The organism is Streptomyces sp. NPDC007162 (assembly GCF_040634175.1).
In the GTDB taxonomy this organism is placed as follows: Bacteria; Actinomycetota; Actinomycetes; order Streptomycetales; family Streptomycetaceae; genus Streptomyces.
Map to the genome: position 1 here is coordinate 1 of NZ_JBEYFC010000530.1, position 5,952 is coordinate 5,952.

The following is a 5,952-nucleotide window of genomic DNA, read 5'->3' on the forward strand; positions in this document are numbered from 1 at the left end:
GGACCATCCGGTCCGTGAAGCGTCACATGGGCACCGACTGGAAGATCCAGCTGGACGGGAAGGACTTCAACCCCCAGCAGATCTCCGCGTTCATCCTGCAGAAGCTCAAGCGGGACGCCGAGGCCTACCTGGGCGAGAAGGTGACCGACGCGGTCATCACCGTCCCGGCCTACTTCAACGACTCCGAGCGCCAGGCGACGAAGGAGGCCGGCGAGATCGCGGGCCTGAACGTCCTGCGCATCGTCAACGAGCCCACCGCCGCCGCGCTGGCGTACGGCCTCGACAAGGACGACCAGACGATCCTCGTCTTCGACCTCGGTGGCGGCACCTTCGACGTGTCCCTCCTGGAGATCGGCGACGGCGTCGTCGAGGTGAAGGCCACCAACGGTGACAACCACCTCGGTGGTGACGACTGGGACCAGCGCGTCGTCGACTACCTGGTCAAGCAGTTCGCGGCCGGCCACGGCGTGGACCTGGGCAAGGACAAGATGGCCCTCCAGCGCCTCCGCGAGGCCGCCGAGAAGGCCAAGATCGAGCTGTCGTCCTCCACGGAGACCTCGATCAACCTGCCCTACATCACCGCCTCCGCCGAGGGCCCCCTGCACCTCGACGAGAAGCTCACCCGCGCCCAGTTCCAGCAGCTGACCGCGGACCTGCTGGAGCGCTGCAAGACCCCGTTCCACAACGTCATCAAGGACGCCGGCATCCAGCTCGGCGAGATCGACCACGTCGTCCTCGTCGGCGGCTCCACCCGTATGCCCGCCGTCGCCGAGCTCGTCAAGGAGCTGACCGGCGGCAAGGAGGCCAACAAGGGTGTGAACCCGGACGAGGTCGTCGCCATCGGCGCCTCGCTCCAGGCCGGTGTCCTCAAGGGTGAGGTCAAGGACGTCCTGCTCCTCGACGTGACCCCGCTGTCCCTCGGTATCGAGACCAAGGGCGGCATCATGACCAAGCTCATCGAGCGGAACACGACGATCCCGACCAAGCGGTCCGAGATCTTCACCACCGCCGAGGACAACCAGCCCTCCGTGCAGATCCAGGTCTACCAGGGCGAGCGCGAGATCGCGGCGTACAACAAGAAGCTCGGCATGTTCGAGCTGACCGGTCTGCCGCCGGCCCCGCGCGGTGTCCCGCAGATCGAGGTCTCCTTCGACATCGACGCCAACGGCATCATGCACGTGACCGCGAAGGACCTGGGCACGGGCAAGGAGCAGAAGATGACCGTCACCGGCGGCTCCTCGCTGCCGAAGGACGAGGTCGACCGGATGCGCCAGGAGGCCGAGCAGTACGCGGAGGAGGACCACCGCCGCCGCGAGGCCGCCGAGACCCGCAACCAGGGCGAGCAGCTCGTCTACCAGACCGAGAAGTTCCTCAAGGACAACGAGGACAAGGTCCCGGGCGAGATCAAGACCGAGGTCGAGGAGTCCCTCACCGAGCTGAAGGAGAAGCTCAAGGGCGAGGACACCGCCGAGATCCGTACCGCCACCGAGAAGGTCGCGGCCGTCTCCCAGAAGCTGGGTCAGGCCATGTACGCCGACGCCCAGGCCGCCGGTGCCGCGGCCGGCGGTGCCCCCGCCGGTGACGGAGCCGACGACGTGGTGGACGCCGAGATCGTCGACGACGAGCGCAAGGACGGTGCCGCGTGACGGAGGAGACCCCGGGCTTCGAGGAGAAGCCCGACGTCCCCTCCGGCGCCACCCCCGACGACGCCGAGCCGAAGGCCGCTCCCGCACAGGGGGCGGCCCCGGCCGGGGACTCAAGCGCACAGCTGGCCGGTCTGACGGCACAGCTGGACCAGGTACGCACCGCGCTCGGCGAGCGCACCGCGGACCTCCAGCGTCTGCAGGCCGAGTACCAGAACTACCGCCGCCGTGTGGAGCGGGACCGGATCACGGTCCGGGAGATCGCCATCGCGAACCTCCTGACCGAACTCCTGCCCGTGCTCGACGACATCGGCCGCGCCCGGGAACACGGCGAGCTGGTCGGCGGTTTCAAGTCGGTGGCCGAGTCGCTGGAGACGGTCGCGGCGAAGATGGGCCTGCAGCAGTTCGGCAAGGAGGGCGAGCCCTTCGACCCGACGATCCACGAGGCGCTGATGCACAGCTACGCGCCGGACGTCACCGAGACGACGTGCGTGGCGATTCTGCAGCCCGGGTATCGCATCGGGGAGCGCACCATCCGCCCCGCGCGGGTGGCGGTCGCCGAACCGCAGCCGGGGGCGACGCCGGCGAAGGCCGAAGGAGCCGACGAGGCCCCGGCGGCCGGGGACGAGAAGAAGGACAACGGCCCTGAGGAGGGCTGAAGTCGTAACTGCTGACTGGAAGGAGGGGCGTCGGGGATGAGCACCAAGGACTTCATCGAGAAGGACTACTACAAGGTCCTCGGCGTCCCCAAGGACGCCACCGAGGCCGAGATCAAGAAGGCGTACCGGAAGCTCGCCCGCGAGTTCCACCCGGACGCCAACAAGGGCAACGCCAAGGCCGAGGAGCGCTTCAAGGAGATCTCCGAGGCGAACGACGTCCTCGGCGACCCCAAGAAGCGCAAGGAGTACGACGAGGCACGCACCCTCTTCGGCAACGGCGGCTTCCGCCCCGGGCCGGGCGCGAGCGGCGGCAGCTTCAACTTCGACCTGGGCGACCTCTTCGGGGGCACCGCCCAGGGCGGGGGCGGCGGCTTCGGCGGGGGCGGCTTCAGCGACGTCCTGGGGGGCCTGTTCAACCGGGGCGGGGGCGCGGGCACGCGTACCCAGCCGAGGCGCGGCCAGGACATCGAGTCCGAGGTCACGCTCAGTTTCACGGAGGCCATCGAGGGGGCCACGGTTCCGCTGCGGATGTCCTCGCAGGCCCCCTGCAAGGCCTGTTCGGGCACCGGCGACGCGAACGGCACACCCCGGGTGTGCCCGACCTGCGTCGGCACCGGACAGGTGGCGCGGGGATCCGGCGGCGGCTTCTCGCTCACCGATCCCTGCCCGGACTGCAAGGGCCGCGGCCTGATCGCGGAGAACCCCTGCCCCGACTGCAAGGGCAGCGGACGCGCCAAGTCGTCCCGGACCATGCAGGTCCGCATCCCCGCCGGGGTGACCGATGGCCAGCGCATCCGGCTGCGCGGCAAGGGCGCGCCGGGCGAGCGCGGCGGCCCGGCCGGTGACCTCTACGTCATGGTGCACGTCGACACCCACCCGGTGTTCGGCCGCAAGGAGGACAACCTCACGGTGACCGTCCCGGTGACCTTCACCGAGGCGGCCCTCGGCGGCGAGGTCAGGGTCCCGACCCTGGGCGGACCGCCGGTCACCCTGAAGCTGCCCCCGGGCACGCCCAACGGCCGCACCATGCGCGCCCGTGGCAAGGGCGCGGTCCGCAAGGACGGCACCCGCGGCGACCTGTTGGTCACCGTCGAGGTGAGTGTCCCCAAGGACCTGTCGGGGAAGGCTCGTGACGCGCTGGAGGCGTATCGCGAGGCGACCGTGGGCGAGGACCCGCGGGCCGAGCTGTTCGAGGCCGCGAAGGGAGCATGACGAGATGGACGGCCGTCGACGCAGTGACAGTTTTCGGGGACCTTACGAACTGACCGAGGAGACCCCGGTCTACGTCATCTCGGTGGCGGCCCAGCTCTCCGGACTGCACCCGCAGACGCTGCGCCAGTACGACCGCCTCGGCCTGGTCTCCCCGGACCGCACGGCCGGGCGGGGCCGCCGTTACTCCGCCCGCGACATCGAACTGCTCCGCCAGGTGCAGGCGTTGTCGCAGGACGAGGGCATCAACCTGGCCGGCATCAAGCGCATCATCGAACTGGAGAACCAGGTCGTCGCGCTCCAGCAGCGCGTCGCCGAACTCCAGGCGGCGGTGGACGGCGCGGCGGCCGCGATGCAGCAACGGGAAGCGGCGGTGCACGCCTCCTACCGCCGTGACCTGGTGCCGTACCAGGAGGTGCAGCAGACCAGTGCGTTGGTGGTGTGGCGCCCGAAGAAGGCCAAGGACTGACCGCGACGCACGTACGCGAAGGGGCCCGGAGGTGATCGCACCTCCGGGCCCCTTCGCGTGTCACCGGCCGGCGAACACGTCACGGTGTGTCTGGCTGGCTTCGTTCGATCCTTTGGTCGTTTCCGGGTTCCGGGGGCGGCCGGTGCGGATGTCGACTCGCGTGGAAAGGACTTGGTTGTACTGATCTTTGCCTGCCCGTGAACTCCCTTTGGATGGAGGGCCCGTAGAGAGTGCCTGGAGGCGGTTCCGCATAGTCTTCACAGGGTCAGCGGAGCGTGGTGTTGCGCACTCGTTAAGTAGTATCGCTTGACGTCGGGTGTGGCGTACGCGTTGTCTTTTGAGACATCTGGGTCGCAAGCCGCCCCATGTCCGGAACGCACCTGAAGTGAGCCCCCGTATGCGTCGTATAGCCATGTTCGTGGCCGCGTCCACGATGACCCTCTCGCTCGCCGGCTGCGGCGTGCTCAACGCGACGGGATCGTCTACCACCGCGACACCGACCAAGGGCAACGACATCACGGTGGGCGTGCTGATGCCGGACAAGATCAACACCCGGTACACCAACTTCGACTACCCGATCATGAAGTCGAAGATCGCCGAGCTCACGAACAACCAGGGCAAGGTCGACTACGAGAACGCCGCGTCCTCCGCCTCCGCGCAGGCGAAGCAGATGCAGAAGATGATCGACGACAAGGTCGACGTGATCATCCTGGACTCGGTCGACTCGCACGCCATCGCCGGCACGGTGAAGAAGGCCAAGGACGCCGGCATCCCGGTCATCGCCTACGACCGTCTCGCCGAGGGCCCCATCGACGCCTACGTCTCCTTCGACAACGAGCTCGTCGGCGAGGTGCAGGCCCGCACCCTCCTGGAGGGCCTCGGCTCGAACGTCGACAGCTCCGACAAGGTCATCATGGTCAACGGCTCGCTGACCGACCCCAACGCCAAGCAGTTCAAGACGGGTGCCGTGTCCGAGCTGACCGGCAAGGTGACGATCGCGGACTCGTACGACACCAAGGACTGGGACCCGGTGATCGCCCAGCAGGAGGTCACCAGGGCGATCAACACGATCGGCAAGGACAACATCGCCGCCGTCTACTCCGCCAACGACGCCATGGCGGGCGGCGTGGTCAAGGCGCTCAAGGCGGCCGGCGTCACCAGCATGCCGCCGATCACCGGCCAGGACGCGGACCTCGACGCCATCCACCGGATCCTCAGCGGCGACCAGTACATGACCGTCTACAAGCCGTACCCGGACGAGGCCGAGGCCGCCGCCGAGATGGCGGTCTACAAGGTGCAGGGCAAGGACATCCAGTTCGACGCGCTCACCCAGGACACCGTCGACAGCCCCACCACCAAGGACATCCCGGCCCAGCTGGTGCAGGTCAACGCCGTCACGAAGAGCAAGATCAAGGACACCGTCGTCGCGGACGGCATCTACAAGATCTCGCAGATCTGCACCGCCGCGTACAAGACGGCGTGCGCGCAGGCCGGCCTGAAGTAGCCGACACCGACCGCAGCCCCGTTCCCCGCACCCGGAACGGGGCCGCTGCGCGTGCGCGGGCGGGAGCCGTCAACCCGCGCGCCGCCGGGCGCAGGTGAACCGACCGGAAGCTCACCACCGCACCACAGAGGCCGCCGCCGACCCGGGAGACCACCGCCACGACGGCGCGCGCCACCACCCTGCCGTGTCCGCGGTGGAAGGCCGGGTGGGACCGGTCGAGCGTGCGGGCCGCCGTGCCGCTTCGCGGTCTTGCCGCCGAAGGCGGCGGTCGAGGGGAGGCTCCCCTGGTCGTGTGCGCGGTGGAAGGCCGGGTGGGACCGGTCGAGCGTGCGGGCCGCCGTGCCGCTTCGCCGTTTCGTTGTCTTGGTGCCGAAGGCGATGGTCGGGGGAGGCTTCCCCGGCGGTGCGTGGTGGGGTGGGGTCGCTCGGTGAGGGGCCCGCGGCGCGGCCGAGGTGGTCGGGCGCGCC

General features: G+C 69.1%; 5 protein-coding genes. All 5 read left to right on the forward strand.

Annotated features, from left to right (window positions below):
- The coding region (gene dnaK, locus ABZ646_RS38185; RefSeq protein ID WP_360529778.1) for a molecular chaperone DnaK at positions 1 to 1,646 on the forward strand (1,646 nt) is incomplete at its 5' end.
- Positions 1,643 to 2,302 (forward strand): nucleotide exchange factor GrpE, encoded by a 660-nt coding sequence (grpE, locus tag ABZ646_RS38190; protein ID WP_360529781.1) that lies wholly within the window; start codon positions 1,643 to 1,645, stop codon positions 2,300 to 2,302. The genes dnaK and grpE, both read left to right, overlap by 4 nt.
- A 36-nt stretch (positions 2,303 to 2,338) precedes the next feature.
- Positions 2,339 to 3,514, forward strand: a complete 1,176-nt coding sequence (gene dnaJ, locus ABZ646_RS38195; protein ID WP_360529784.1) for a molecular chaperone DnaJ — start codon at positions 2,339 to 2,341, stop codon at positions 3,512 to 3,514.
- Between the two features lie 4 nt (positions 3,515 to 3,518).
- Positions 3,519 to 3,980 (forward strand): helix-turn-helix domain-containing protein, encoded by a 462-nt coding sequence (locus ABZ646_RS38200; protein ID WP_358979040.1) that lies wholly within the window; start codon positions 3,519 to 3,521, stop codon positions 3,978 to 3,980.
- 397 nt (positions 3,981 to 4,377) lie between these two features.
- On the forward strand, positions 4,378 to 5,484 hold the full coding sequence (locus ABZ646_RS38205; RefSeq protein ID WP_360529787.1) for a substrate-binding domain-containing protein: 1,107 nt from the start codon (positions 4,378 to 4,380) through the stop codon (positions 5,482 to 5,484).
- Positions 5,485 to 5,952: the final 468 nt, after the last annotated feature.